Source organism: Streptomyces sp. CAI-85 (genome assembly GCF_013363615.1).
In the GTDB taxonomy this organism is placed as follows: Bacteria; Actinomycetota; Actinomycetes; order Streptomycetales; family Streptomycetaceae; genus Streptomyces; species Streptomyces antibioticus_B.
This window is the reverse complement of record NZ_JAANNX010000014.1, coordinates 100750-126964: the sequence shown is the minus strand read 5'-3', so window position 1 is coordinate 126964 and position 26215 is coordinate 100750. Positions and strand designations below refer to the sequence as shown.

Below are 26215 nucleotides of genomic sequence, written 5' to 3'. Positions count from 1 at the left end.
AACTCCTGTCGGGGGTGGTCCGGGGACTTCACCTTAGGCACGCTCGCCACCGGCAGGGAAAACAGGTGAAGGGGGCGGCCCCGAACGGGACCGCCCCCTTCATCGTCCGGCCCCTGTCAGGAGGTCCGGGAGAACACCGCGACCGTACGGGCCGGCACGTCGAAGGTGCCCGACGCCCGCTCGTAGGAGGCGGACTTGACGGTGGCGTCCGTGCCCGCCGCCTGCACCGGGTGCAGTCGGTAGCCGGTGCCGGCCGCGGCGGCCACGCGCTGGCGCTGCGCGTCGGGCGTCGCGTTGAACACGACGACCAGGTCACCGAGGCGCATGGTGATCACGCCGGGGGTCTCGTCCTTGCCCGACAGCGGGAAGGAGAGCGCCGACTGCACCCGCGCGGCCGTGCCGAGCGAGAACGCCGACTCCGTCGTACGGATCCTGAGCAGATCCTGGTAGGCGGCGGAGGCCCCGGTGATCTGCGGGCAGCCCACCTTCACGGTGGTCAGCAAGGGCTTGGCGTACGGCCACTTGTCGGCGTTGTCGGCGGCCGGCGGGAGACCGGCGCCGAAGCCGTTGCCGGCCGCGCAGTTCCAGTGGATGGCGTTGAACCAGTCGCCGCTGTCGTAGGAGTTGCGGTCCAGCGACTTGGAGCGCAGCAGGTCGCTGCCCGCCTGGGAGAGCGCCGGGCCCTGCGAGAGGGCGGCCGTGGCCATCGCGAGGACCTGCATCCGCGCCCGGTCGGCGGCCGAGGTGTCCTTCGGCAGCTTGAAGGCGAGGGCGTCGAACAGGGCCTCGTTGTCGTGCGCGTCGGCGTAGGCGAGGGCGTCGCCCGGGACCGCCGCGTATCCGGCGGGCTGGCCGTTGTAGTCGACCTGGGCGCCGGTGACCTCCTTGCCGTCGGTGTCGGTGAAGCGGTAGCCGGCCAGGTTGCCGGAGAGTCCGACCTTGATGAGGTCCTGGTAGTGCAGCAGCCGGGACTTCTGCTCGGCCGGAGTGCCGTTCTCCGTCGAGGTGTTGGGGTCGGTGTAGAGGCCGGAGGCGAAGCCCTGGACGCCGGGGTCGGAGTCGAAGGGGCCGCCGCCGCGGACCGCGTCACGGGCGCGGTCGGAGAAGGTGGCGACGCCGGTGCCGGCCATGTTCTTCTGGGTGGCCTGCGTGAAGCGGGCGTCGTCGGCGACCTCGCCGAAGTTCCAGCCCTCGCCGTACAGGATGATCTTCTTGCCGTCCACGCCGTCCTTGGCCACGGTCAGCGCGTCCAGGGCCTTGCGGACCGCCACGATGTTGGCCTTGGGGTGGTGGCCCATCAGGTCGAAGCGGAAGCCGTCGACCTTGTACTCCTTGGCCCAGGTGACGACCGAGTCGACGACCAGCTTGCCCATCATCGCGTTCTCGGTCGCGGTGTTGGCGCAGCAAGTGCTGTTGGCGACCGAGCCGTCGGCCAGGAGCCGCTGGTAGTAGCCGGGGACGATCCGGTCCAGGACGCTGGTGTCGGCCTGGCCGGCGGCCGCCGTGTGGTTGTAGACGACGTCCATGACGACCCGCAGGCCGTCGTTGTTCAGCGCCTTGACCATCTGGCGGAACTCGACCGTGCGGCGGGTGCCGTTCGGGTCGGTGGCGTAGGAGCCCTCCGGGACCGTGTAGTGGTACGGGTCGTAGCCCCAGTTGTAGGCGTCCTTGGCGGCGGCCGCCGCCACGCACTCCTGCTGCTTGTCGGAGTCGGCCGGGTAGGAGGCGAGGTCGCAGTCGGGGGTCGTCCGGTCGGCCTCGCGCTCGGGGATGGTGGCGATGTCGAAGACCGGCAGCAGGTGCACGTAGGAGGTGCCGGCCTTGGCCAGGTCCCGCAGATGGGTGGAGCCGGCGCTCTTCTTGTCGGTGAACGCCAGGTAGGTGCCCCGGTCGCCCTTCGGGGTGGTCGGGTCGGCGACCGAGAAGTCCCGGACGTGCAGCTCCTGGATCTGGGCGTCCTTGAGCGGCACGGCCTTGGGCTTGGTGTACGACGTCCAGCCCTTCGGGGCCAGCGACCTGTCGGCGAGGTCGACGACGAGGCTGCGCTCGGAGTCGGTGGTCAGGGCGACCGAGTAGGGGTCGGTGACCTTGTTGGTGACGACCTTGCGGACGCTGGGCGCCCAGACCGTGACGACGTACCGGTAGGACTTGCCCTTCCAGGAGGCGGGGCCGGTGACGGACCAGACGCCGGTGGCGTCGTCGCGCTTCATCCGCACCGTGAGGCCGCCCAGCTCCAGGGCGACGTTCTGCGCGGTCGGCGCCCAGACGGACAGCGTGGGACGGCCCTTGCTGAACGTGGGCCCGAGGTCCGCCTTGGCGGCGCGGGCGTACAGGTCGTCCAGGACGCCGGCGATCTGGACGCCGGTCGCCGCGAGGACGGCGCCGTTGGCGGCGCGCTGGGAGGCGACGAGCTGGCCGCCGAGCGCCTCGCGGACGCGGTCGCGGTCCCGCGGGTCGACGGACCAGGCGGTGTAGCCCTTCAGGTGCGGGAACTTCGCCTTCTGGGCGTCACTGAGCGTGGTCTTGGACAGGCGCAGCCAGCGCTGGTCCTTGCCGGTGAGCGCGCCGTTGTCGACGGCGATCGAGCCGGCCTTGCTGTAGACGAGCTGGGTGGAGGCGGCGGCGTCGGAGCCGTTCCAGGCGACGGTGTTCCGGTCGATCCAGACCGCCTTGGAGGTGGTCAGGTCGAGGGCGGCGGCGGAGCCGGCGGGCTGCGGCAGCAGGTACTTCTCCTGGCCGCCGAGCATCCACACCTCGTTGCCGTCGGCCCGCAGGTCCAGCGACTGGTCGCTCGGGAGGTCCTTCTCGTCGCCCTTGTGGACGATGTAGCTGAGGCTGGTGGCGCCCTCGGCGAGCGGCACCTCGAAGACGGCGCCGTAGGCGTCGGTCCGCACGGGCTTCAGCGGGCTGGACCAGTCGGTGGGCTGGGCGGCGCCGGTCCAGGTGTGCAGGCCCCAGCCGTCGTAGTCGCCGTCGGCGCGGTGGTAGTGCAGGACGGCCTTGGTCTTGTCCTGCGCGGGATAGTCGGGCCGCTCGGTGCGGACGTCGGCCTCGCCCTGCTCGATCCAGATCTCGCCGGTGCGGGTCACGTCGATCGCGCGGTCGGCGGAGACGTCCTTGTTGCCGTCCTTGTCGATGACGAGGAAGCCGACGGAGGAGGCGCCGGGCTTGAGCTTGACGTAGGCGAAGGCGCCGTAGGCGTCCCGGCCGGTGAAGGGGTGGCTGTCCGGCCAGTTCGTGGCCTCGCCGTCGGCGATGTCGCCCCAGGCGTACAGGCCCCAGTCGTCGTAGTCGCCGTCGGTGCGCTGGTAGTGGACGACCGCGTAGTCGCGCGAGGAGGCGGTGGGGACCTCCTCGGCGGGCGGGGTGCCGGTGGTGGACGAGGCGAGGGCGCTCGCGGTGCGGCCGGCGGAGTCGATCACGACCGCCTTGTAGCGCAGAGCGGTGCCGGCCGGTACGTCCTCGCCGACGGTCTGGGTGACCTTGTAGGGGGCGTGGTCGGCGGAGCCGAGCGTCTTCCACGTGCCGTTGCCGACCTGCGCGGCGAAGACCACGCGGTTGAGGCCGCCGCCGGAGACGTCGGCGCCGATCTCGACGGTGCCGGTGGCGCCGGCGGCCGGGGCCTTGAGAGCGATCGCCGGCTTGGTGGCGGGCTTGGCGGGCTTGGCGGCGGCCTTGAGGACGACGGAGGAGCCGGCCGGGACGGTGACGGTGAGCTTCTTGTCGGCGCCGCTCTTCAGGGAGGCGTCGGTGCCGTAGATGCCCCGGTAGGTCAGGCCGGCCGAACCGGCCGCGAAGGTCGCGGTCTTGGCGGTGCCGGCGTTGTTGAAGGCGACGACGTACTCGGTGCCGGTCTTCGCGTCGGTGCGGGACACGGCGTAGATGCCGGCGCCGTCGGCCGCGTAGCGCTCGGTCTGGATGCCGTCGGCGAGCGCCGGGTTGGCCTTGCGGAGCCCCGCCAGGGCGCTGATCTGCCGGTAGAGCGGGGCGCTCGTGTCGTAGGCGTCGCGGGCGTGGGTGCGGTCGGTGCCGATCTGGTCGTCGTCGAGGTAGTCGGCGGTGCGGGAGGCGAACAGGGTCTGGCGGGCGTCCTTGTCGCCGCCGGAGCCGGTGAAGCCCTGCTCGTCGCCGTAGTAGACGACCGGGTTGCCGCGGTTGAGGAACATCAGCTCGTTGGCGAGCTTGTCCTTGGCGAGGAGTTCGGCGTCGGTGGCCTTCGGGTTGTCCTGGTTCAGGAAGTACCCGATGCGGCCCATGTCGTGGTTGCCGAGGAAGGTGACCTGCTCGTACGCGTTGGCCTTGTCGGTCGTGTACTTGTAGTCGTCGCCGAAGACCCGGGACAGCGTCTGGGCGCTGCCGCCCTGGGAGGCGTACTGGCGGGCCGCCTCCTGGAAGGGGAAGTCGAGGGTGGCGTCGAGGCGGCCCTGGGTGACGTACGGGGAGGTGACGGCGGTGTCGGCGGAGTAGACCTCGCCGAACATGAAGAAGTCGTCACGGCCCCGCTTCGCCGCGTAGGCGTCGAGGGCGGTGGCCCACTGGGTCCAGAACGCCATGTCGACGTGCTTGACGGTGTCGATGCGGAAGCCGTCGATGTCGAAGTCGCGCACCCAGCGCTGGTAGATCTTCTCCATCCCGGTGACGACCTCGGGACGCTCGGTCCACAGGTCGTCCAGGCCGGAGAAGTCGCCCTGCTCGCTGCTCTCGCCGGCGAAGGTGGAGTCGCCGCGGTTGTGGTACATCGTCGGGTCGTTGAGCCAGGAGGGCACCTTGGACCGCGCGGTGGTCGTGGGCGTGCGCGGGAAGGAGTCGGTGTCGACGGCGGGGAAGCGCTTCGCGCCGGCCGCGTAGTCGGCGTCGTCGAAGGGCTCGCCGTTCTTGGTCAGATAGGGGAAGGCGCCCTTGGAGAGGTAGTCGTAGGACTTCTCCTGGTAGTCGACGACGTCGGCGGTGTGGTTGGTGATGACGTCGAAGAAGACCTTCATGCCCTTGGCGTGGGCCTTGGAGATGAGGGTCTCCAGGTCCTTGTTGGTGCCGAAGTGCGGGTCGACCTGGGTGAAGTCGGTGATCCAGTAGCCGTGGTAGCCGGCCGACGCGTTGTCGCCCGTGCCCTGGACCGGCCGGTTCTTGAAGATCGGGGCCATCCAGATGGCGGTGGTGCCCAGGCCCTTGATGTAGTCGAGGCGCTGGGTCAGACCCTTGAGGTCGCCGCCCTGGTAGAAGCCCTTGTCGGTGGGGTCGTAGCCGGTGCTGAGCCGGGAGCCGGTCAGGCCGCCGCGGTCGTTGCGCCGGTCGCCGTTGGCGAAACGGTCCGGCAGGACGAAGTAGAACTGCTCGCGGGTGGCGTCGTGCCGGGCGGGCGCGGCGGCCAGCTTGGCGTCCGACGGCGCCGGTGGCGGCGCGGCGGCGTCCGCGGCCAGGGGCTGGACGAGGGCCGCGGCGAGCGCGGCGACGGTGACGGTCGCGACCCGTCCGGCATGAGCGCTGCGGCGGCGCGTCGAGGGCGCCGCCCATCTCGGTATCACAGGCGTGAACTCCTTGCGATTACGGCTCTTCTGGGTCCGACCCCTGCGCCGCGGCGTGGCCTGATCGGCTTCGTTGCCGGGCGCCCCGCGCGACCGTATCGCTAACGAAAGCTTTACAGCAAGAGGCTTGAAACCGACGGAAAGAACTTTCACCCGAGTCCTTGACGCCCTGTTCTCAACTCCCCCACTCTCACGGGTAGTTGAAGGCCGAACACTGCACCTCTCCCGCACTGCAAACGTTTCGGAGCCGCACATGAGAACTCAACGACCTCCGGGTGCCGTCCGCCGTACGGCCGGCGCCGTGGCAGCCGCCGCGCTGGCCCTCGCCGGGGCGATCGCCCTGCCCGCCGCCCCGGCCCGCGCGGACGCCACGGCCTCGGGCGATGTGATCGCCAACCTCTGGGAGTACAACTGGAACTCGGTCGCCGCCGAGTGCGAGGACGTCCTCGGTCCGAACGGCTACGGCGCGGTCTGGGTCGCCCCGCCGTCCGAGTCGCTCAAGCAGTCCAATTTCTACTGGTGGGACGTCTACCAGCCCTACTCGTACGCGCTGAACGGCCGGTTCGGGACCGCCGCCCAGTTCGCGGACATGATCGGCGCCTGCCACGGCGCGGGCGTCAAGGTCTACACCGACGCGGTGATCAACCACACCGCCGCCCAGACCGGAACCGGATACGCCGGCACGACGCTGACCAACAAGTACGACACCCCGGACTGGGACCCCGGGGACTACCACACCTCGGCGCAGTGCAACGACTCCGACCTGATCATCGACGACTGGTCGAATCTGTCCGAGATCCAGAACTGCGAGCTGCTGGGCCTGCCCGACCTCAAGACCGAGGACGACCACGTCCGCTCCGGCATCGCGGCCTATCTCAACGCGCAGATCGCCCTGGGTGTCGACGGCTTCCGGGTCGACGCGGCCAAGCACATGCCGGTCGCCGACCTGAACGCGATCCGCGCGAAGCTGCGCACCACCACTTCGGGCGCGGAGCCGTACGTCTTCCAGGAGGTGTACCCGGGCGCGACCCCGGCCGCCTCCGACTACTACGCCTCCGGTGACGTGCTGGACTTCACCTACGCGAGCCGGCTGAAGTCCGCCTTCCAGGGCAATGTCTCGGACCTCGCGTCCCTGCCCTCCTCCGGGGTGCTGACCCCGGAGAACTCGGTGTCCTTCGTGACCAACCACGACACCGAGCGCAACGGTCTGCACCTGAGCTACAAGGACGGGGACGCCTACCGGCTCGCCAACCTCTTCCAGCTCGCCTACAAGTGGTCGACGCCGACCGTGTACTCCGGCTTCGAGTTCTCCTCCTCCGACCAGGCGCCGCCGCACTCCGGCGGCTTCGTCACGGACACCACCTGCGGCTCCGGCTGGTACTGCCTCCAGCGCGACACCGCCGTCACCGGCCTGGTGAAGTGGCACAACGCGGTCGGCTCGGCCGCGGTCACCAACTGGTCGACCAAGTCGTCCCAGGTCATCGGCTTCGGCCGGGGCACCGGCGGCTACTTCGCGCTCAACAACGGCTCCGCCGCGGCGACCTACACCTTCGCCACCGGGATGGCCGACGGCGTCTACGCCAATGTCGTCGACAACGGCGCCACCACGGTCACGGTGTCCGGCGGCAACGCCACCCTCACCCTCCCGGCGAAGGGCGCGATCGCCTTCTACGACGGCGCGTTCACCCCGTGCGACACCTCCTGCGAGAACCCGGACGACGGGACCTCCACGGTGACGGCGACCTTCCAGGCGTACGCCCCGACCTCGTCCGGCACCAGCGTCCACGTCGTCGGCTCGATCGCCGCACTGGGCGGCTGGGACACCTCCAAGGCCGTCCCGCTGTCGTCCTCGGGCTACCCGCTCTGGTCGGGGACGGCGAGCGTCCCGGTCGGCACGGCCTTCGAGTACAAGTTCATCAAGAAGGACTCCGCGGGGAACGTGACCTGGGAGTCCGGCGCCAACCGGACCGCCACCAGCGGCACATCGGCGCTCACCCTGCTGGGCTCGTGGAACGTGGCGAACGCGACCGACGTGACCTTCAACGCCAACGCGACCACCGACTGGGGCACGAACGTCTACGTCGTCGGCTCGATCCCGTCCCTCGGCTCCTGGAACCCGGCCGACGCGATCCCCCTCTCCTCGGCGGCCTACCCCGTCTGGAGCAGGACGGTGATCGTCCCGAAGAACACGTCGTTCGAGTACAAGTACGTCAAGAAGAACGCGTCCGGCACCGTGACCTGGGAGTCCGGCACGAACCGCACGTACACGACGGGCGGTTCGTCCGGCTACACCGCGAACGACACCTGGAAGTAGCGCAGATGGCCGTTCAGCAGCTCGGCTTGCCCGCGTAGATCGCCAGGGCCGTGTTCGCGGCGAGGGTGGCGGTGAACTGTCCGCCGGAGTTCACCGTCACCGTCGTGTTGTTCTGGACGTTGCAGTACGTGCCCGCCGGGAGCGAGGTCTGGTAGGTGCGGTTCAGGGAGGACGTCTCGTGGTTGATCGCGACGTAGCCCTTGGTGCCGCGGCCGAAGGCGATCGCGTCGCCCCCGTTGTCCCACCAGTTCGTCACCGCCTGGCCCCGGGTCGCGTTGCGGAAGCCGACCATGCGCATGATCTCGGGCCAGGCGTGCTGGCACTTCCAGCCGTTCTGCCAACAGGCGCTCACCGCACCGCCGTTGGGCGGGCCCGCGTCGATGTCGGACCACTCGTAACCCGAGTTGACGTCCGGGGCGCCGTAGGGGTGGGCCAGCATGAAGACGTTGGCCAGCGTGTAGTTGGCGCCGTCCTTGTAGGTGAGGGTGGAGCCGTTGCGCTCGGTGTCGTGGTTGTCGACGAAGACACCGGCGACCGAGCCGCTCATGTACCCCCAGCCCTCGCCGTAGTTCTTCAGGTAGGCGAGGTTCTCGTTGTTGAAGACCCGCTTGAGGTCGTAGGCGTACCGGAACTCCTGCACATCGCCGTTGCCCGTGTACTCGGTGGGCTGCACGGCCTCGCCCGCGCCGTAGATGGCCTCCTGCTTCCAGTACACGCCCGGACTGGTCAGCCGTGACTTGATGTTGGCGAGGTCGGCCGTGTCGATGTGCTTGGCCGCGTCGATCCGGAAGCCGTCGACGCCCAGGGTCAGCAGGTCGTTCATGTACCCGGCGATGGTCTTGCGGACGTAGTCCTCGCCGGTGTCCAGGTCGGCCAGGCCGACGAGTTCGCAGTGCTGGACGTTCCAGCGGTCGGCGTAGTTGCTGATCTGCGCCGTGCAGTCGTCGAAGTCGTAGGACGAGTACAGGCCGGGGTAGGTGTACTTCGTGTACGACGAGCCGCCGGTCCCGGTGCCGTTGCCGGCCGCCATGTGGTTGATGACCGTGTCGACGACGACCTTCACCCCGGCCGTGTGGCAGGTGTTGACCATGTTCTGGAAGGCGGCGCGGTCGCCGAGCCGTCCGGCGATCTTGTAGCTGACGGGCTGGTAGGAGGTCCACCACTGCCCGCCCTGTATGTGCTCGGCCGGTGGGGAGACCTGGACGTATCCGTAGCCGGCCGGGCCGAGGGTGTTGGTGCACTCTCGGGCGACCGAGGCGAAGTTCCACTCGAAGAGGACGGCGGTGACGTCCTTGGTGCCGGGCGGGGAGGCGTACGAGACACCGGGCGCCATCAGGACGGCCGTCGTGGCGGAGAGCGCGACGGCGCCCGAAACGATTCTCTTGCGTGCCATGTGTGGGGTTTCCTTCGTCGTTGAAGGCTCTTGCTGAAATCTTTCAGAAACCTTGCGGTGGCGCGATGTTAAGGGCGCGTGACCGGAAACGGCACCGTGAGGTTGTGAAGGATTCGCAAGAAGTTACCCCGGGCGTGCAGAAGGGGCCGCCGTTCCCCCAAGAACGGCGACCCCTCGTGACGGTCGGTCAGGCCGTGGTGAACCAGACCGTGGTGTCGGCCGGAAGCTTCGCCTCGCCGTCCACCTCCGCGATCTCACCGCTGGCGAGCAGGACCCGGCCGTACGCGGGGATCCGGGCCGACTCGCCGGAGGTGTTCGCGACGCACACGAACTCGCCGCGCCGGAAGGCGAGGACGCCCTCGGGGGCCTTCAGCCACTCGACCGCGTCGCCCGCGCCCAGGTCGGGCTGGGAGCGGCGCAGCCGCAGCGCCGCGCGGTACAGCTCCAGGGTCGAGCCCTCGACGCCGTCCTGTGCTTCTACGCTCAGTTCGGCCCAGCTCGCCGGCTGCGGCAGCCAGCTTCCGCCGTCGCCGAAGCCGTACGACGAGCCCTCGCGGGTCCACGGGATCGGCACCCGGCAGCCGTCGCGGAAGCCGTCCTGGCCGGCGCCGCGGAAGTACGCCGGGTCCTGGCGCACCTCGTCGGGCAGGTCGACGACGTCCGGCAGACCGAGTTCCTCGCCCTGGTAGACGTAGGCCGAGCCGGGCAGGGCGAGCATCAGCAGGGTGGCGGCGCGGGCCCGGCGCAGGCCGAGGTCGCGGTCGCCGGCGGTGCGGATCTGGGTGCCGAGGCCGGCCGGGTTGGCGAAGCGGGTGGCGTGCCGGGTGACGTCGTGGTTGGACAGCACCCAGGTCGCGGGCGCGTTCACCGGGCGCATCGCCTCCAGGGTGCGGTCGACGACCGTGCGCAGCTCCTTGGCGTCCCACGCGGTGCCCAGGTACTGAAAGTTGAACGCCTGGTGCAGCTCGTCGGGGCGGACGTAGTTGGCGGTGCGCTCGACGGTGGGGGTCCACGCCTCGGCGACGAAAATGCGCCCGCCCGTCTCCCGCCCCCGCCCTTCTGCGGAAGGCCCTTCGGGCCCCCTTGCATCGGAGTACTCGTCGAGGATGAGCCGCCACTGGCGGTAGATGTCGTGGACGCCGTCCTGGTCGAAGAACGGCATGACATCGTTGCCCAGCAGTTTGAGCTGTTCGTGGGAGCCGAGGTCGGGCAGACCGTGCTCCTTGACCAGGCCGTGGGCCACGTCGATGCGGAAGCCGTCGACGCCCATGTCCAGCCAGAAGCGCAGGATGGAGCGGAACTCGTCGCCGACCGCGGGGTGTTCCCAGTTGAAGTCGGGCTGCTCGGGGGCGAAGAGGTGCAGGTACCACTCGCCGGGGGTGCCGTCGGGCTCGGTGACCCGGGTCCAGGCGGGGCCGCCGAAGATGGACTCCCAGTCGTTGGGCGGGAGTTCGCCGTCGTCGCCCTTGCCGGGGCGGAAGTGGTAGCGCTCCCGGAGCGGCGAGCCGGGGCCGTCGGCGAGCGCCCGCTTGAACCACTCGTGCTGGTCCGAGGAGTGGTTGGGGACGAGGTCGACGATGATGCGCAGGCCCAGTTCGCGGGCGTCGCGGATCAGGGCGTCGGCGTCCAGCAGGTTGCCGAACATGGGGTCGACGGCCCGGTAGTCGGCGACGTCGTAGCCGGCGTCGGCCTGCGGGGAGGCGTAGAAGGGGCTGAGCCACACGGCGTCCACGCCCAGGTCCCGCAGGTAGGGGAGTCTGGAGCGCACGCCTTCCAGGTCGCCCATGCCGTCGCCGTTGCTGTCGGCGAAGCTGCGCGGATAGACCTGGTAGATCACCGCGTCCCGCCACCAGTCGCGCCGCTTGGCGACGGTGGCGACGGCCGACGCGGAGGTGGGGGTCGGGGCCGGGGCTGCGGAGTGCTGCTGGCTCATGGCGTCCTTGATACGTGACGAGGTGGTGTTCGGGGGCTGTCGGGTGGGGCCGGGCTCGGAGGGTCCGGAAGGGGTGACGAGGCGGCCGCGGGCCGGCGGGGTCGGATGGACCCGCGGCCGCCACCCGCGCGGTCAGGCGCGCGGGAGTCGTGTCACCGGAGCACCGGGGTCACCCCTTGGTGCCGCCGGCGGTGAGTCCGGTGACCAGGTTCTTCTGCACGAGGTAGAAGAACGCCGAGACCGGTATGGCGATGAGCACCGCCGTGGCGGCCATCAGGTTGCGCTGGGCGTCGTGCTCGCTGACGAAGCTCTGGAGGCCGACGGCGAGCGTGTACTTCTGGTCGTCCAGCAGGAACGTGGTGGCGAAGGCGACCTCACCGAAGGCGGTGATGAAGCTGTAGAACGCGGCGACCGCGAGGCCCGGTTTGGCGAGCGGCAGGATCAGCCGCGCGAAGGTGCCGAAGGGGGTGAGGCCGTCGACGCGTCCGGCCTCGTCGATCTCGAACGGGATGGTGTCGAAGTAGCCCTTGAGCAGCCAGGCGCAGTACGGCACCGCGGTCGAGCAGTAGACGAGGATCAGGCCGAAGTAGGTGTCGATGAGCTGGAGCTCCGACAGGATCTGGTACATCGGCACGATGAGGACGGCGATCGGGAACATCTGGGTGACCAGCAGCACCCACATGAACTTCCGGTAGCCCGGGAAGCGCATACGGGAGACCGCGTAGCCGGTGGTCGCGGCGATCAGCACGCCGATGACGGTGGTGCCCAGCGAGACGATCAGCGAACTCTTCAGCCAGTCGAAGAAGTTCGTGTTCTGGAGGACGAACGCGTAGTTGTCGAACGTCATCTTGGACCAGATGCGTCCGGGGTGGAGGTAGTCGTCCTTGTCGGGGCCGAGGGAGAGGAAGACCAGCCAGGCGATCGGGAACAGCGCGATCAGGCTGGCGACGGTCAGCAGGCCGTGGGAGGCGAGGGCGCCCAGCAGGCCGCGCCTGCCCCGCCCCCGGTTCTTGCGGGGGCCGGCGGCGACGGGACCGGTCACTGCGGCGGAGGACTCGACGGTGCTCGTGGTCATGGGAACTCCTGCCTCAGATCGCGAGCTGCTGCTCGTTGCGGTTCAGCCAGCGGCGGTAGAACGAGGTGAAGACGATCAGGATGGCCAGCAGCAGGATGCCGTAGGCCGCCGACTGGGCGAAGTCACGCGGTTGCTGTCCGAAGCCGAGGTAGTACGCCCAGGTGACCAGGATCTGGGCATCGGGGGCGGTGTCGCCGAACAGCAGGAAGATGATGGCGAACTGGTTGAAGGTCCAGATGATGCCGAGCAGCACGACGGTGGAGCTGACGGACCGCAGACCGGGCAGGGTGACGAAGCGGAACCGCTGCCAGGCGTTGGCGCCGTCCATCTCGGCGGCCTCGTAGAGCGAGGAGTCGATGGACTGGAGGCCGCCCAGGAGCGAGACCATCATGAACGGCACACCGCACCAGGTGTTGACCATGATCGCCGCGAACCGCTGCCAGAAGGTGTCCTCCAGCCACAGCGGTGTCGGCAGGTGCAGGGTCTCCAGCACGGAGTTGATCATGCCGCCGTCGGCGAGCATGAACCGCCAGCCGAAGACGGTGACGAAGGTGGGGACCGCCCAGGGCAGGACCAGGATCAGCCGGTAGAAGGTGCGGCCGCGCAGCTTCTGGTTGAGCAGCAGGGCGAGGCCGAGGCCGATGGTGTAGTGCAGGGCCACACAGGCGACGGTCCAGACGATCGTCCAGACGAAGTGCGACCAGAAGCGGTCGTAGGCGGTCTCCCCGAAGAGGATGTCCGCGTAGTTGTCGAGACCGATGAACTTGTAGGTGGCCTCGATCTCGTTGACGCCGATCGTGCGCGCGGTGTTGAGGCTGTTGGCGTCGGTGAGCGTGAGGTAGAAGCCGTAGGCCAGGGGGTACAGCACGAGGACGCCGAGCACGACGATCACCGGGGCGATCATCGCGTACGCGTACCAGTGCTTGTGGTAGCCGTGCTTCAGGCGCTGCCCCAGCCCGGGCCGGGGCGCGCGGTCACCGCGGCGCTTGCCGGTCGCGCGGTCGATGGCGACTGTCATGGTTCGACACCTTCTGGAAGATCAGGGAGACCGAGGGTGGGCTGAGGGGGTACAGCGGGGTGGCCGTCGGATCTCACCCCCCATGATCAGGGAGATCCGACGGCCACACCGGGCTTACTTGCTGAAGTCCGGCACCAGCTTGGCGATGGACGTCTCAGCGGTGCTCAGGCCCTTGTCGAGGGAGACCTTGCCGCCCGCGATCTTGGGCAGTTCGGTGTCCAGCGGACCCCACAGGGAGCTGTACTCGGGCAGCGCGGGGCGCGGCTGCGCGGCGGCCAGGACGGTGCCGTAGCCGGCGATGCCCGGGTCGGCCTTGACGGCGTCGGTGTAGGCGTCGTCACGGGTCGGCAGGGTGGAGTTCTTCTGCGCGATCGTGGCCTGGGACTTCGCGGAGGTCATGAAGTTGACGAACTTCAGCGCGGCGGCCTGGTGGGCCTTGTCCGAGCCGGCGTAGACCGAGAGGTTGTGGCCGCCGGTCGGGGCGCCCGCCTTGCCGGAGGAGCCGGCCGGGACGGTGGCGATGCCGAGGTTGTTCTTGTCGGCGAAGGCCGAGCCCTTGTAGAAGTTCGTGATCTCCCAGGGACCCTGGATGATCGCGGCGACCTTGCCGTTGACGAACGCGTCCTGGATGTGGGCGTAGGCGTCGGCGGTGGTGTCGGCCTTGTGCAGGCCCTTGCCGTCGAAGAGCTCCAGCCAGGTGCCGTACGCCTTCTGGGCCTCGGGCGAGTTGACCGTGATCTTCTTGGCGTCGGCGTCGACGGTGTCGGTGCCCTCGCCGTAGAGGAAGGACTGGGCGTAGTAGGCCTGGGTCGAGCCCCAGTAGCCGTCGACGCCCGTCTTCGCCTTGATGGTGGCGGCGGCGGACTTCAGGTCCTCCCAGGTCTTCGGGGCCTCGGCGATGCCGGCCTTCTCGAAGAGCGCCTTGTTGTAGACGAGCGCGAGGGTGTCGGTGACGATCGGCACGCCGTACGTCTTGCCCTCGTACTTCGCCTGCTCGATCAGGTTGGACTTGAACTTGTCCTGGTCGGCGAGGGCCTCGGTGCCGTCCAGCGGCAGGAAGTAGCCCTTCTTGGCGAAGGCGGGCGTCCAGCCGACCTCGGAGCGCAGGATGTCCGGGGCGCCGGAGGCACCGGCGGCCGTGTCGAACTTGTTCTGCGCCTGGTCGAACGGGACGTTGACGTACTTGACCTTGACGTCCTTGTTGGCGGCCTCGAACTCCTTGACCAGAGCCTGGTAGGTCGGCGCCTCATTCGTGGCGTTGGAGGTGTCCCACCAGGTGATGGTCACCGGGCCGTCAGACTTGTCACTGCCGCTGTCGTCTCCGCCGCAGGCCGTCGCCGCGAGGGCGAGGGACGCCACCAGCGCAGTGGCCGCTATGCCACGCCGCATGAGTTTCTCCTTGAGGGTGAAAGCCCGTATAGCTACAGGAGACGGCCCCGTCCGCCGTTCCTGTCGACTTGTGCCGACTGCGCCGTTGCCGCCGCCGGGCGACGTGAACGTAACAGCCATGTAAGCGTTGCGAAAGACCTTGCAGAAAAAAAGTGAAAGACGTCTCCGGTGTTACCCGCGCGTGACCGGAAGGCGACCGCCATGAGACGCTTGTTTACGCCCGTCGAACACGGGGGGACGGCCTGTGCAAGACTCTGCAAGCTCTTGCCATCACTTTCATGAGGGATCACGAGGGAGCGCGATGACACAGCAGACCGGGCGCGGCAGGCCGAAGAATCGTCCACGGCGCCCGATTGGTGTGCAAGGCGAGACCTGGCCGGTACAGTCCACCCCTGTGACCACACGGCTTGCCGACATCGCCGCCCAGGCGGGGGTGAGCGAAGCGACCGTCAGCCGCGTCCTCAACGGCAAGCCTGGCGTCGCCGCCACCACCCGTCAGTCCGTGCTCGCCGCGCTGGACGTCCTCGGGTACGAGCGCCCCGTCCGTCTGCGCCAGCGCAGCGCGGGCCTCGTCGGGCTCATCACGCCCGAGCTGGAGAACCCGATATTCCCCGCCCTGGCGCAGGTGATCGGGCAGGCGCTGACCCGCCAGGGCTATACGCCGGTCCTCGCCACCCAGACCCCGGGCGGCTCCACGGAGGACGAGCTGACCGAGATGCTGGTGGACCGCGGGGTCGCCGGCATCATCTACGTCTCCGGGCTGCACGCGGACACCACCGCCGACATGCAGCGCTACGAGCAGCTCCGCGCGCAGGGCGTCCCCTTCGTCCTCGTCGACGGCTTCTCCCCCAAGGTCCAGGCGCCGTTCATCTCCCCGGACGACCGCGCCGCGATGACCCTGGCGGTGACCCACCTCTCCTCGCTGGGCCACACCCGGATCGGCCTCGCGCTGGGTCCGAAGCGGTTCGTGCCGGTGCAGCGCAAGATCGAGGGCTTCGTGCGCACCATGCAGGAGCAGCTCGGGCTGAGCGCGGAGGTGATCGAGTCCGAGCTGGTCCAGCACTCGCTGTACACGCTGGAGGGCGGCCAGGCGGCCACCAACGCGCTCATCGACCGCGGCTGCACGGCGATCGTGTGCGCCAGCGACATGATGGCGCTCGGCGCGATAAGGGCGGCCCGGCAGCGCGACCTCGACGTCCCGCGGGACATCTCGGTCGTGGGCTTCGACGACTCCCCGCTGATCGCCTTCACCGACCCGCCGCTGACCACCGTCCGCAAGCCGGTCCCGGCGATGGGCCAGGCCGCGGTGCGCACCCTGCTGGAGGAGATCGGCGGTACTCCGGCCCCGCACAGCGAGTTCGTGTTCATGCCCGAACTGGTGGTGCGCGGTTCGACCGCTTCGGCCCCCGGGGACCGAAATCGTCCCTGAGGCGGAGAAGCGGGGCTTTCCTCCCCACCGCCGGTAGGAGACGATGGACTCCACCCGGTGGAGAACGTGCGGGGTGAACCCGCCCGGGGGATGATCGGGGGGAGATGGCTTTTCTGGCAAACTCTGTGCCTATGGGTGAGCAGACGGTGACGCCGAGGGAAGGCCGTGACCAGGTCGTTCGGCCCGCCGTCACGGCCGGGGCGGACGTTTCTCCACAGCCCCGCCCTCGTCGGCTGGACCGGCTGCGGACCCCGCGTCGGCCGCGTCTGTGGTTCGAGATCCTGCTGATCGCGGTCAGTTACTGGACGTACTCCCTGATCCGCAACGCGGTCCCGGAGCAGCGCACCGCCGCGCTCGACAACGCCGACTGGCTCTGGCGGACGGAGCACCGTCTCGGGCTCGCCTTCGAGGAGTCCGTCAACCACGCCGTGAACTCGGTGACCTGGCTGATCGTCGGCATGAACTACTACTACGCGACCCTGCACTTCGTGGTGACGCTGGGTGTCCTGGTGTGGCTCTTCCGCAGCCATCCGGGCCGGTACGCGGCCACCCGGCTCGTCCTGTTCGCGACGACGGCGGTGGCCCTGCTCGGCTACTACCTCTATCCCCTCGCGCCACCCCGTCTGATGAACGGCGGCGACTTCGTCGACACCGTGATGGTCCACCAGACCTGGGGCTCGATGGCCTCGGGCGATCTGAAACACATGTCGAACCAGTACGCCGCGATGCCGTCCATGCACATCGGCTGGTCCGTGTGGTGCGGCCTGACGATCTTCGCGCTGGCGAGTCTGCCGTGGGTGCGGATCCTGGGCCTGCTGTATCCGGTGGCGACGCTGGTGGTCATCGTGGCCACGGCCAACCACTTCTGGCTGGACGCGGTGGGCGGGCTGCTGTGCCTCGCCTTCGGCTTCGCGGTGGCGCGGCTGTGGTACGGGGTGCAGCCGTACGCGTTGCCGCGGACGGTGCCGGAGAAAACGTAGGTCTCTGTGGGGGGGGCCGCTGGTGTCACCCTCCGTAGAACAGCTCGTCCACGACTCCCCGGGCCAGCCGGGCCGTCCGCCGGTATCCGTCGAGCAGTTCGCCGACGTGTCCGGGGCCGTATCCCAGATAGCGGCCCACCGCCGCCAGCTCCCGGCTCTCGGAGGGGAACGTGTCCCCCGCCCGCCCGCGCACCAGCATCACCGCGTTGCGCACGCGGGTGGCCAGCACCCACGCCTCGTCCAGCGTGGCCGCGTCCTCCTCGGAGATCAGCCCGGCCGTCCGCGCCGAGGCCAGCGCCTCACGGGTGCGGGTGGTGCGCAGTCCCGGCTCCGCCGCCCCGTGCCGGAGCTGGAGGAGCTGCACGGTCCACTCGACGTCGGACAGTCCGCCCGGCCCGAGCTTGGTGTGCAGCTTGGGGTCGGCGCCGCGCGGCATCCGCTCGGACTCCATCCGCGCCTTCAGCCGCCGGATCTCCCGTACGGCCTCCTCGCCGAGCCCGTCCGCCGGGTACCGCAGCGGGTCGATCAACTCGATGAACCGGCGCCCCAGCTCCTCGTCCCCGGCGACCGCCTCGGCCCGCAGCAGCGCCTGCGACTCCCACCCGAGCGACCATCGCCGGTAGTAGGCCGCGTACGAGTTCAGGGTCCGCACCAGCGGCCCGGACTTACCCTCGGGCCGCAGGTCCGCGTCGATCAGCAGCGGTGGGTCGGCGCTCGGGATCTGGAGCAGCCGCCGCATCTCGCTGACGACCCGGTTCGCCGCCTGCGCGGCCTCCCGCTCGTCCACACCGTCGCGCGGTTCATGGACGAAGAGCACGTCCGCGTCGGAGCCGTAGCCCAGCTCGTGGCCCCCGAAGCGGCCCATGGCGATCACGGCGAACCGGGTGGGCAGCGTGTCCCCCCAGCCGTCGCGCACCACGGCGCGCAGGGTGCCGGCGAGGGTCGCCGCGGTCAGGTCGGACACGGCGGCGCCCACCCGGTCCACCAGCGCGCCCTGGTCGGCCTCGGCGGGCCGCGCCTCGGTCCCGTAGGAGCCGACGATGTCCCCGGCGGCCGTGCGGAACAGTTCGCGGCGGCGCACCCCGCGGACCGCGGTGACGGCCTTCTCCACGCTCTCGGCCCGGCCGACGGCGGCGAGGATCTCCTGTTCGAGCTGGGCGCGGCCGCGCGGCTGGAGCCCGCCGCCGCCACGGGTGCCGCCGTCACCGCCGCCGTCGCCGTCGCCGAGGAGGGCGACCGCCTCGGGGGCGCGCAGCAGCAGATCGGGGGCGAGGCGGCCGGCCGAGAGCACCCGGGCGAGGTTCTCCGCGGCGGCGCCCTCGTCCCTCAACAGCCGTAGATACCAAGGGGTCTTGCCGAGGGCGTCGGAGACCTTGCGGAAGTTGAGCAGTCCGGCGTCCGGATCGGCCGAGTCGGCGAACCAGCCCAACAGCACGGGCAGCAGGGTGCGTTGGATGGCGGCCTTGCGGGTGACGCCGGAGGCGAGCGCCTCCAGGTGGCGCAGCGCGGAGGCGGGGTCGGCGTATCCGAGGGCGACGAGCCGTTCCCGGGCCGCCTTCGCGCTCAACCGTGCTTCGCCGGGGGCGAGTTGGGCGACGGCATCCAGCAGGGGCCGGTAGAAGATCTTCTCGTGCAGGCGTCGTACGACGGCCGCGTGCCGTTTCCACTCGCGGTTCAGCTCGGTGATCGGATCGGCCCGCAGGCCCAACGACCGTCCCAGGCGCCGCTGGTCCTCCTCGGCGACGGGCACGAGATGCGTGCGCCGCAGCCGGTAGAGCTGGATGCGGTGCTCCATGGAGCGCAGGAAGCGGTAGGCGTCGTCGAGCTGGACGGCGTCGACCCGGCCCACGTATCCGCCGGCGGCGAGCGCCTGGAGGGCCTTCAGGGTGGTGCCGCTGCGCAGCGAGGCGTCCGCGCGGCCGTGCACCAACTGGAGGAGCTGTACGGCGAATTCGACGTCCCGCAGGCCGCCGGGGCCGAGCTTCAGCTCCCGTTCGATCTCGGAGACGGGGATGTTCTCCACCACCCGGCGGCGCATCTTCTGCACGTCGGCGACGAAGTTCTCCCGCTCGGCGGCCTGCCAGACCAGCGGCTCCACCGCCTCGACGTACGCGGCGCCCAGCTCCAGGTCGCCGGCCACCGGCCGCGCCTTGAGCAGCGCCTGGAACTCCCAGGTCTTGGCCCAGCGCTGGTAGTAGGCGAGATGGCTGCTGAGCGTGCGCACGAGCGGGCCGTTGCGTCCCTCGGGCCGCAGATTGGCGTCGACGGGCCAGATGGAGCCCTCGACGGTGGTCTCCGAGCAGATCCGCATCATGTGCGAGGCCAGTTTGGTGGCGGCGCGCAGGGCCTTGCCCTCGTCGGCGCCGTCGGCGGGCTCGGCGACGAAGATGACGTCGACGTCGGACACGTAGTTGAGTTCATGGCCGCCGCACTTGCCCATGGCGACGACGGCGAGCCGGCACAGCGCGGCGTCGTCCGGGGCGGCCGCGGCGGCCAGCCGGAGCGCGGCGCGCAGGGTCGCGGTGGCGAGGTCGGCCAGTTCGGCGGCGGTGTCGGCGACGTCGGTGGTACCGCACACGTCCCGGGCCGCGATGGACAGCAGGCAGCGCCGGTAGGCGACCCGCAGCGCGACCGGGTCGTCGGCCTCGGCGAGCCCCCGCTCGAACTCCTCCACCCCGGGGTGGAGGTCCCGGGGCTCGTACATGACGAGCGCCTCCCAGTCGCGGGGGTGGCGGGCCAGATGATCGGCGAGCGCGGCAGACGCCCCGAGGACGCCGAGCAGCCGGTCGCGCAGGGGCTTGGCCGCTATCAGCGTGTCGAGCAGCTCACGGCGTGCGGTGGCGGGGCCGGGCTGGGCCTCCAGGAGCCGTACGAGTCCGTGCAGCGCGAGATCGGGGTCGGCGGTGGCGCCCAGCGCCTCCAGCAGGAAGGGGTCGTCGCGGACCAGGGACAGCTCGGGCCCGTCGAGGAGGCGCTCGGCGGCCGAGGGATCGGTGAAGCCGTGCCGCAGCAGCCGTGTGAAGGTACTGCTCCTGCGCCCCGGAGCCATCATCCCCGGCCTCCCGTCGGCCCATCGGATCAAGGTCGTACTGACCGAGCCTAACCGGAGTACGGGGGTGCGGCTCCTGAGCGGGTGCCGAGGAGTTCACCGGGGCGGGTCGCTTCCATGCGGTGGCGCGCCGCCGGGTTTTCCGCTTCGGTGGGTCGGTAGGTTCGACGGATCGAGCACATTCGGCACACTCAGCAGATTCCGACAGATTCAGCAGGTTCGGAGACGACCGGGAGGACCGGCACATGCTCTACACGCTCGAAGTGATCCCGCTGCCCGTGAGCGACATCGACCGGGCGCGGGACTTCTACCGCGACCGGGTCGGTTTCCATGTGGACATCGACCAGGAGGTCATGCCGGGCATGCGCATCGTCCAGCTCACGCCCCCGGGCTCCGGCTGTTCGATCGCGCTCGGCGACACGATCTGGGACGCGATGGACGGCCCCCGTCCGGCCCCCGGCTCCTACCAGGGCCTGCAACTCTGCGTCACCGACATCAAGGCGGCCCACGCCGAACTGCTCGAACGCGGCCTGGAGGTCTCCGAGCCGGTCCAGTACACCCCGGACGACGGCGCCACCTTCATGTACTTCAAGGACCCCGACGGCAACGGCTGGGCCATCCAGGAATACCGCCGCCGCGCGACAGAACCCCTCCACCAGCTACTGGCGGACCTCGCGGCAAAGTGAACGACCCGGGCCGTCACGTCCCCCACGGGGGGGGTGACGGCCCGGCCGCGCGCTACAGCACCGGCAGGTTCTTCCGCAGTTCGAAGGCGGTCACCTCGGAGCGGTACTCCTCCCACTCGCTGCGCTTGTTGCGGAGGAAGAAGTCGAAGACGTGTTCGCCGAGGGTCTCGGCGACGAGGTCGCTGCGTTCCATGAGGGTGAGGGCCTCGCCGAGGTTCTGCGGGAGGGGCTCGATGCCCATCGCGCGGCGCTCGGCGTCGGAGAGGGCCCAGACGTCGTCCTCGGCGCCCGGGGGAAGCTCGTAGCCCTCCTCGACGCCCTTGAGGCCGGCGGCGAGGAGCATGGCGTAGGCCAGGTAGGGGTTGGCGCCGGAGTCGAGGGAGCGGACCTCGATACGGGCCGAGCCGGTCTTGCCGGGCTTGTACATCGGGACGCGGACCAGGGCCGAGCGGTTGTTGTGGCCCCAGCAGATGTACGAGGGGGCCTCGCCGCCGGCGCCCGCGGTGCGCTCGGAGCCGCCCCAGATGCGCTTGTAGGAGTTGACCCACTGGTTGGTGACGGCCGAGATCTCCGCGGCGTGCTTGAGCAGGCCCGCGATGAAGGACCGGCCGACCTTGGAGAGCTGGTACTCCGAGCCCGACTCGTAGAACGCGTTGCGGTCGCCCTCGAAGAGGGAGAGGTGGGTGTGCATGCCGGAGCCGGGGTGCTCGGAGAACGGCTTGGGCATGAAGGTCGCCTGGACCCCCTGCTCCAGCGCGACCTGCTTCATGACCAGCCGGAACGTCATGATGTTGTCGGCGGTGGAGAGCGCGTCGGCGTAGCGCAGGTCGATCTCCTGCTGGCCGGGGGCGCCCTCGTGGTGGGAGAACTCGACCGAGATGCCCATGGACTCCAGCATGGTGATCGCCTGGCGGCGGAAGTCCATGCCGACGTTGTGCGGGGTGTGGTCGAAGTAGCCGGAGTTGTCGGCGGGGGTGGGGCGGGAGCCGTCGACCGGCTTGTCCTTCAGCAGGAAGAACTCGATCTCGGGGTGGGTGTAGAAGGTGAAGCCCAGGTCGGAGGCGCGGGCCAGGGCGCGCTTGAGGACGTAGCGCGGGTCCGCGAAGGACGGGGAGCCGTCCGGCATGAGGATGTCGCAGAACATGCGGGCGGTGCCGGGGGCCTCGGCCCGCCAGGGCAGGACCTGGAAGGTGGACGGGTCCGGCTTGGCGATCATGTCGGACTCGTAGACACGGGCGAAGCCCTCGATCGCGGAGCCGTCGAAACCGATGCCCTCGTCGAACGCCTGTTCAAGCTCGGCCGGGGCCACGGCGACGGACTTCAGGAAGCCCAGCACGTCCGTGAACCACAGGCGTACGAACCGGATGTCGCGCTCCTCCAACGTCCGGAGCACGAACTCCTGCTGCTTGTCCATCTTCCGCTTCCCCATCCTTGCTGGTCAGGCCGCCTGCTTCCCGTCCCACGGAGAGGCGGTCGGGCACCTGAGCATCCCACCACAACACCGTTTCGTGCGCGTTGCGGACCATGATCGCCTCGGCGACCCCGGCCTGAACACCTCGCATCCGGCCGTGTACGGCTCTGCGCCCATCTTGCCTGCTCGGACCGACATCCGTAATGCCCGCCCCCCTCCGTCTCGTTCTCGCCCACTAAATTTGCATCTCAGATGCAAGTTTTATTAGCGTGCCGCCCAGTCGAACGTCGGCCCGAGTGCGCCGACGAGCCTGAGGAGGCACGATGCTGTCCGAGCAGTCCGCAGCCACCGTCCGCGCCACGCTGCCCGCCGTGGGCGCGGCCATCGGCGAGATCACCGAGCGCTTCTACGCCGGTCTCTTCGCCGCCCACCCCGAGCTGCTGCGGGACCTCTTCAACCGCGGCAACCAGGCCGCCGGCACCCAGCGGCAGGCCCTGGCCGGGTCCATCGCCGCGTTCGCCGTCCACCTCCTCGACCACCCGGACACCCGCCCCGACGCGATGCTCGGCCGCATCGCCCACAAACACGCCTCCCTGGGCATCACGCCCGAGCAGTACGGCGTCGTGCACGAGCACCTCTTCGCCGCCATCGCCGACGTCCTCGGCGAGGCGGTCACCCCCGAGGTCGCGGCCGCCTGGACGGAGGTCTATTGGCTGATGGCCAACGCCCTCGTCGCGATCGAGCGGCGGCTCTACGAGGAGAGCGGCGGCCCGCGCTGGCGGACCTGGCAGGTCGTGGAACGCGTCCCGGAGACCGCGAACGTCGTCACCCTGCGGCTGCGCCCGCTCGACGGCGACCCCCGCCCGGTGGGTGACTTCCGGGCCGGGCAGTACGTCTCCGTACGCGTCGAACTCCCCGACGGCGCCCGCCAGTCACGCCAGTACAGCCTGTCCGCGGCGCCGGGCTCGGACGTACGGCAGATCAGCGTCAAGCGGATCCCCGGCGACGCGGCGACACCGGCGGGCGAGGTCTCGCAGCACCTGCACACGCGCGTGCGGGTCGGCGACGAACTCCAGCTCTCCGAGCCCTACGGCGACCTCGTCCTCGACGACTCCGACGGCGCGCCGCTGCTGCTGGCCTCGGCGGGCATCGGTGTCACGCCGATCGTCGCGATGCTGGCCCACCTCGCGGACCGCGGCCACGGCGCCCCGGTGACCGTCGTGCACGCCGACCGCTCCCCCGCCGACCACGCCCTGCGCGCCGACCACGAGGCGTACGCGTCGAAGCTCCCGGAGGCGTCCGTCCACCTCTGGTACGAGCGCGAGGCCCCGGAGGGCGCGGCAACGGGCCTCGCCGACCTCACCGACGTACCGGTACGGCCCGGCACACGCGCGTACCTGTGCGGCCCGCTGCCCTTCATGCGCGCGGTCCGCGCCCAGCTCCTCACCAAGGGCGTCGCCCCGTCCGACATCCACTACGAGGTCTTCGGCCCTGACTTGTGGCTGGCCTCGGCCTGAACGACGCCGGCGCGCCCGGCACACCGCCGCGTCAGACGGGATTCGGGGCGCCCTGAAGGTTCGGGATGCCCAGGAGGAGGGGGCCGAGCCAGGGCGGGGCGGGCAGGGCTGAGGGGCGCCGAGGCAGGCCGGGCAGGCGTGGGCCGAGGCGCGGCAGGCGGGGCCGAGGCAAGGGCGGGGCCGAGGCGCGACGGCGCACGTCCCTGCGCGCGGGCGCGCGGGCGCCGCCGCCCCGAGTTCACCGCCCACCCCGTCCGCACGTCCCTGCGCGCGGGCGCGCGGGGCCGGGCAGGGGGCAGGGCTGCACGGGGGCGCCGGGCCGAGCGGCACCACACGGGCCGCCGGCAGCGCAGGGCCGCCCGATCCGCCCCGCGTCCGGGGGGACGCGTCTGGCTCCGCCGGGGCCGCCCGATCCGCCCCGCGTCGGGGGCGGACGCGTCTGGCTCCGCCGGGGCCGCCCGATCCGCCCTGCGTCGGGGCGCGCCCAGTGTTGCCGGGGCGGCGCGCGAAGCGGCTCGCCCGTCCCCGGGGTCAGGGGAGTTTGGGGATCCCCAGGAGGAGCGGGCCCGTCGGGGCGGCCGCGATGTCGGTGACCGTGAGCGGGTCCAGGGTGGCGAAGAACGCCTCCTGGGCCCGGCGCAGGGCTCCGCGCAGGCGGCAGGCGGAGTTCAGGGGGCAGGGGGTGGGGCCCTCGCAGTCGACCACGTCGCCGTCGCCCTCGAAGGTGCGGACGATGCCGCCCACGGAGGCCGTACGCCCCTTCTCGGTCAGGGCGAGGCCGCCGCCCCGGCCCCGGCGGGCGTCCAGCAGACCCAGGTGCTGGAGCTCGGCGACGACCTTGGCGGTGTGCGTGTAGGGGACCTCCATCGCGGCGGCCACGTCCCGGGTCGTGGGCGTGGTCCCGTCCGCCACCGCGAGCCGCATGAGGACGCGCAGGGCCAGGTCGGTGGATCGCAGCAGCCGCATGGGAGAAGCGTAGATAATACGCATCTGCCCTTCAAATTTGGCCAGGACGACGGCCTTGGCTGTGACCCGCCTACGACTTCCCCATCTCCCCCATTACGATCAGCTAACCCGAAGACCCCGAACGTCCCGACCGTCCCGACCGTTCCGCCCCTTTCCCCAGAAGGACAGGCCCCATGGGTTCCGCCGACCGGACCAGCAGTGCGGCGCGCAAGGCGCGCATAGAGGAGATGCGACGGGCCGAGAAGGCCCGTGAGCGGCGCAACCGGATCCTCGTGATCACCGGCAGTGCCGTCGCCGTGGCCGCGCTCGTCGCCGGCGGCGTGTTCGTCGTGAAGTCGCAGTCGGACGACAAGTCCACCGCGGCCGACGGCAAGACCGCGGGGAAGTTCGTCACCGGCGCGGACGGGGTGAAGACCTGGAAGGGCACGCTGGGCCGCACCCATGTCACCAAGACCGTGGACTACCCGGTGGAACCCCCGGTCGGCGGCGACCACGACCGCGCCTGGATGAACTGCAACGGCGACGTCTACACCGAGCCCCTGAACAACATGAACGCCGTGCACTCCCTGGAGCACGGCGCGGTCTGGGTGACGTACACCGACAAGGCCCCCGAGGCGGACGTCGAGGCACTCGCGGCGAAGGTGAAGAAGACGCCGTACACGCTGATGAGCCCGGACGACGGGCAGGCCGATCCGATCATGCTGACCGCGTGGGGGCACCAGCGGACGGTGACCGGGGCCGACGACCCGGCCGTGGACGCGTTCTTCGAGAAGTTCGTGCAGGGCGAGCAGACGCCCGAGATGGGCGCGACCTGCACGGGCGGTCTGCCGCAGTGAGGTACGCGGGCGTCGCCGTGGCCGTGGCGGGGGTGCTGGTCGCGGCCGGGGCGGTCACGTACTCCGTCGCCGAGGACGGCCGGCCGGGCACCGAACCGCCCGCCGCCGACTCGGCCGACGCCGGGTTCGCCCGGGACATGGCGGTCCACCACCAGCAGGCCGTGGAGATGGCGTACGTCGTGCGCGACCGCACGGACGACGAGGACGTCCGCCGGCTCGCCTACGACATCGCGCAGACGCAGGCCAACCAGCGCGGCATGATGCTGGGTTGGCTCGATCTGTGGGGGCTGCCGAAGGTGTCGTCCGACGGGCCCATGAGCTGGATGGGCATGGCCGGGATGGCCGGCGGCGAGGACGGCGCGCTGATGCCCGGCATGGCGACCGACGCCGAGATGAAGAAGCTCGGCACGCTCAACGGCAAGCAGGCGGAGGTGTTCTTCCTCCAGTTGATGACGGACCATCACAAGGGCGGCGTCCACATGGCCCAGGGGTGCGTCGAGAAGTGCACGGTCGGTGTGGAGAAGCGGCTCGCGCAGGGGATGGTCGAGGCGCAGGAGTCCGAAATCCTGCTGATGACGGACATGTTGAAGGAGCGGGGCGCCGCGCCGAGGCCGTGAGCCAGGCCAAGGCTCGGTGACGGATCATCAGTTCACCATTCCTAGAAGTTACTTGGCGGCCTCTTGAGGTCCCCATTCCC

At 70.3% G+C, this 26215-nt stretch carries 16 protein-coding genes; 7 read left to right on the top strand and 9 right to left on the bottom strand.

From position 1 onward, the window contains the following. Positions 1-116: 116 nt before the first annotated feature. Positions 117-5522 carry a pullulanase-type alpha-1,6-glucosidase gene (pulA, locus tag G6W55_RS18600; RefSeq protein ID WP_175521971.1) on the bottom strand — a complete coding sequence of 1802 codons (5406 nt, stop codon included), beginning with the start codon at positions 5520-5522 and terminating at the stop codon, positions 117-119. Positions 5523-5775: 253 nt separating this feature from the next. Here pulA and G6W55_RS18595 point away from each other — a divergent pair, with 253 nt between their 5' ends. Further along, a complete protein-coding gene (locus G6W55_RS18595; protein WP_175521970.1) occupies positions 5776-7836 on the top strand; it encodes a carbohydrate-binding module family 20 domain-containing protein in 2061 nt (686 codons plus the stop codon). 13 nt (positions 7837-7849) lie between these two features. Here the strand turns inward: G6W55_RS18595 and G6W55_RS18590 are convergent, their stop codons facing one another. The 5 genes from G6W55_RS18590 to G6W55_RS18570 all read right to left on the bottom strand — a co-directional run bounded on the left by G6W55_RS18590 (position 7850) and on the right by G6W55_RS18570 (position 14644). Further along, positions 7850-9229 carry an alpha-amylase family protein gene (locus G6W55_RS18590; RefSeq protein ID WP_175521969.1) on the bottom strand — a complete coding sequence of 460 codons (1380 nt, stop codon included), beginning with the start codon at positions 9227-9229 and terminating at the stop codon, positions 7850-7852. Positions 9230-9416: 187 nt separating this feature from the next. Further along, positions 9417-11162, bottom strand: coding sequence for a glycoside hydrolase family 13 protein (locus G6W55_RS18585; protein ID WP_175521968.1), 1746 nt, complete (start codon positions 11160-11162; stop codon positions 9417-9419). A gap of 169 nt (positions 11163-11331) precedes the next feature. Next, positions 11332-12237 carry a sugar ABC transporter permease gene (locus G6W55_RS18580; protein ID WP_175521967.1) on the bottom strand — a complete coding sequence of 302 codons (906 nt, stop codon included), beginning with the start codon at positions 12235-12237 and terminating at the stop codon, positions 11332-11334. A 13-nt stretch (positions 12238-12250) separates the two neighbouring features. Continuing rightward, positions 12251-13255 (bottom strand): carbohydrate ABC transporter permease, encoded by a 1005-nt coding sequence (locus G6W55_RS18575; RefSeq protein ID WP_175521966.1) that lies wholly within the window; start codon positions 13253-13255, stop codon positions 12251-12253. Between the two features lie 114 nt (positions 13256-13369). Continuing rightward, positions 13370-14644: an extracellular solute-binding protein gene (locus G6W55_RS18570; protein WP_175521965.1), complete on the bottom strand. Its 1275-nt coding sequence runs from the start codon at positions 14642-14644 to the stop codon at positions 13370-13372. 394 nt (positions 14645-15038) lie between these two features. Between G6W55_RS18570 and G6W55_RS18565 the strand changes: the two genes are divergently transcribed. Together G6W55_RS18565 and G6W55_RS18560 are read left to right on the top strand one after the other, a co-directional pair. Next, positions 15039-16073, top strand: coding sequence for a LacI family DNA-binding transcriptional regulator (locus tag G6W55_RS18565; RefSeq protein ID WP_175521964.1), 1035 nt, complete (start codon positions 15039-15041; stop codon positions 16071-16073). Positions 16074-16204: 131 nt separating this feature from the next. Beyond that, positions 16205-17053 carry a phosphatase PAP2 family protein gene (locus tag G6W55_RS18560; protein ID WP_175521963.1) on the top strand — a complete coding sequence of 283 codons (849 nt, stop codon included), beginning with the start codon at positions 16205-16207 and terminating at the stop codon, positions 17051-17053. A gap of 25 nt (positions 17054-17078) precedes the next feature. On the opposite strand, the gene G6W55_RS18555 is transcribed toward G6W55_RS18560, so the two are convergent. Then, on the bottom strand, positions 17079-20105 hold the full coding sequence (locus G6W55_RS18555) for a bifunctional [glutamine synthetase] adenylyltransferase/[glutamine synthetase]-adenylyl-L-tyrosine phosphorylase (protein WP_175521962.1): 3027 nt from the start codon (positions 20103-20105) through the stop codon (positions 17079-17081). Between the two features lie 242 nt (positions 20106-20347). On the opposite strand from G6W55_RS18555, the gene G6W55_RS18550 reads away from it, so the two are divergent. Next, positions 20348-20788: a VOC family protein gene (locus G6W55_RS18550; protein WP_175521961.1), complete on the top strand. Its 441-nt coding sequence runs from the start codon at positions 20348-20350 to the stop codon at positions 20786-20788. A gap of 52 nt (positions 20789-20840) precedes the next feature. Here G6W55_RS18550 and glnA read toward each other — a convergent pair whose 3' ends face one another. After that, positions 20841-22202, bottom strand: coding sequence for a type I glutamate--ammonia ligase (glnA, locus tag G6W55_RS18545; RefSeq protein ID WP_030794319.1), 1362 nt, complete (start codon positions 22200-22202; stop codon positions 20841-20843). A gap of 320 nt (positions 22203-22522) precedes the next feature. On the opposite strand from glnA, the gene G6W55_RS18540 reads away from it, so the two are divergent. Further along, positions 22523-23716, top strand: coding sequence for a globin domain-containing protein (locus G6W55_RS18540; protein WP_175521960.1), 1194 nt, complete (start codon positions 22523-22525; stop codon positions 23714-23716). Positions 23717-24247: 531 nt separating this feature from the next. Here G6W55_RS18540 and G6W55_RS18535 read toward each other — a convergent pair. Continuing rightward, positions 24248-24682, bottom strand: coding sequence for an Rrf2 family transcriptional regulator (locus tag G6W55_RS18535; RefSeq protein WP_175521959.1), 435 nt, complete (start codon positions 24680-24682; stop codon positions 24248-24250). 173 nt (positions 24683-24855) lie between these two features. Here G6W55_RS18535 and G6W55_RS18530 point away from each other — a divergent pair, with 173 nt between their 5' ends. Together G6W55_RS18530 and G6W55_RS18525 are read left to right on the top strand one after the other, a co-directional pair. Continuing rightward, on the top strand, positions 24856-25518 hold the full coding sequence (locus tag G6W55_RS18530; protein ID WP_175521958.1) for a DUF3105 domain-containing protein: 663 nt from the start codon (positions 24856-24858) through the stop codon (positions 25516-25518). Beyond that, positions 25515-26135 carry a DUF305 domain-containing protein gene (locus tag G6W55_RS18525; protein ID WP_175521957.1) on the top strand — a complete coding sequence of 207 codons (621 nt, stop codon included), beginning with the start codon at positions 25515-25517 and terminating at the stop codon, positions 26133-26135. Before G6W55_RS18530 ends, G6W55_RS18525 begins: the two co-directional genes overlap by 4 nt. The last annotated feature ends 80 nt before the right edge of the window (positions 26136-26215 follow it).

Coding starts and splice junctions, on each gene's coding strand:
- G6W55_RS18550 (WP_175521961.1), top strand. CDS start 20,348: ATGCTCTACACGCTCGAAGTGATCCCGCTGCCCGTGAGCGACATCGAC.
- G6W55_RS18570 (WP_175521965.1), bottom strand. CDS start 14,644: ATGCGGCGTGGCATAGCGGCCACTGCGCTGGTGGCGTCCCTCGCCCTC.
- G6W55_RS18590 (WP_175521969.1), bottom strand. CDS start 9,229: ATGGCACGCAAGAGAATCGTTTCGGGCGCCGTCGCGCTCTCCGCCACG.
- G6W55_RS18580 (WP_175521967.1), bottom strand. CDS start 12,237: ATGACCACGAGCACCGTCGAGTCCTCCGCCGCAGTGACCGGTCCCGTC.
- G6W55_RS18555 (WP_175521962.1), bottom strand. CDS start 20,105: ATGATGGCTCCGGGGCGCAGGAGCAGTACCTTCACACGGCTGCTGCGG.
- glnA (WP_030794319.1), bottom strand. CDS start 22,202: ATGGACAAGCAGCAGGAGTTCGTGCTCCGGACGTTGGAGGAGCGCGAC.
- G6W55_RS18575 (WP_175521966.1), bottom strand. CDS start 13,255: ATGACAGTCGCCATCGACCGCGCGACCGGCAAGCGCCGCGGTGACCGC.
- G6W55_RS18540 (WP_175521960.1), top strand. CDS start 22,523: ATGCTGTCCGAGCAGTCCGCAGCCACCGTCCGCGCCACGCTGCCCGCC.
- G6W55_RS18595 (WP_175521970.1), top strand. CDS start 5,776: ATGAGAACTCAACGACCTCCGGGTGCCGTCCGCCGTACGGCCGGCGCC.
- G6W55_RS18530 (WP_175521958.1), top strand. CDS start 24,856: ATGGGTTCCGCCGACCGGACCAGCAGTGCGGCGCGCAAGGCGCGCATA.
- G6W55_RS18560 (WP_175521963.1), top strand. CDS start 16,205: ATGGGTGAGCAGACGGTGACGCCGAGGGAAGGCCGTGACCAGGTCGTT.
- G6W55_RS18535 (WP_175521959.1), bottom strand. CDS start 24,682: ATGCGGCTGCTGCGATCCACCGACCTGGCCCTGCGCGTCCTCATGCGG.
- G6W55_RS18585 (WP_175521968.1), bottom strand. CDS start 11,162: ATGAGCCAGCAGCACTCCGCAGCCCCGGCCCCGACCCCCACCTCCGCG.